The sequence below is a fragment of the Endozoicomonas sp. SESOKO4 genome (assembly GCF_024606275.1).
In genome coordinates, this window is the sequence record NZ_JAHHPS010000600.1 from 1 (window position 1) to 1,426 (window position 1,426).

The 1,426-nt window shown below is 57.6% G+C and carries 1 protein-coding gene; it reads right to left on the reverse strand.

Annotated elements, in window-relative coordinates; translation table 11 throughout:
• On the reverse strand, positions 1 to 1,426 hold a 1,426-nt coding region (locus tag KDK16_RS11735), incomplete at both ends, for a hypothetical protein (RefSeq protein WP_257276259.1).

Sequence of the window (1,426 nt, forward strand, 5' to 3'; positions counted from 1 at the left end):
GTAAATACGCTGGCCCCGCACCACCTTGTGCACCGGCAGGTGGCCCTTGTGCAGTTCCTTCCGGACAAGCTCACTGATCAGTCGAAGACGGCTGCCGTCGTCCCCATCGACCAGTGGGCCGCCATCCAGCAGGCTGCTCAGGAAGGCAATGTAGGTTTGGGTGGCCCCGTCATAAAAACCGGTGCGAAGGATACGTCGACTGTCGTAGGAATCCACGACTCGCAGGGGAATCAGTCTTTTGTCAGTTGCTGCTACGGGGGGGGCGCTGAGCTGGCCATCCAGGGTCTCTGCCGCAATCACCCGGTGGTCCAGCTGACCGGATCGGCTGGCCGTCAACAGGTAATAATAAGGGGGCTCAAACACCAGCAATTGGGCGTCATCTTTGCCCGGCACTACCCTTGATACCTTGCTACCAAACACCGCGCCATGCTCTGTGGCGCTGAATTCACGGAATTGCCTGATGTCCCGGTTCAGGAACCTGCCGCTCTTGAAAAACACCTGACCTTTGACCTGGTCAAAAAAATAGTAGCCGATGGTCGGGTTTCCCCACACCGGCTGTAGCGGGTCACTGGGAGTGATGAGCTGGATTTCCGCGTTGTGATGAGTATCGAACCAGAGCTTCACCCGGTCTAACTTAGCCCAGTTTGCTTCGGCCAGTCCCAGCTTGTCAGGGAAGCAGGAATAGGGTGTATTGCGATACGCTTCGGCCTCTCGTTGACAGCGCTTACGGTGTCGCAACCAGGCTGGGTTCTGCATGACCTTCGGGGGCGGATTATTGTGCATGGGTGACGGATCATGGGCACTGTTCATCCTCCACGGGGTCTGTCTTGGCGGCTTCACGTAGTATGTGAGCCACTGCGCCGGTGCATTGGCCATGCAGCGGGCAAGGAACGAGGCGTCGCACCTTTTCAGCTCCAGCGGCAGAAACCGGCTGGCAGCGGGTTGAACGGCGATTATTTCGCGCAGCGTTGGCGCCCTTAACACCTTTTTGTTCAGGTCGCTGGTGTCGTATAACTGGTGAATCACTTTGAGATCCGGCGCCCTCCACTCAAACCGTGCGCTGGCATCCTGGACTATCACTCTGTACGAGGTGTCCGGTGTCGGGACAGGAAACTGGAAACGGGTCTCACCCAGCGTCACGGTCCAGGTTTGTTCGGTCTGGTTCAGCTGGGATGAACAACGCTGAACCCAGCTGCCGCCCCCGGCAATGCAGTTATAGGACCGCTGCCCATTGTAGTTCAGCACCCAGGTAGAGGCCGTCTTCCCCCGGGGGTGAACGCGGATGAAGTGGTCACCGTCAGATATCAGGAGATGGGTGTTGTTGGCCCCTTCACGGCTATACAGGTCGTACCTCAGCAGCTGGGAGAATTTGCCGATCTTGTGCAAGACGAAGATGTAATCTTTTTCATCGAGATCCACGCGAGTG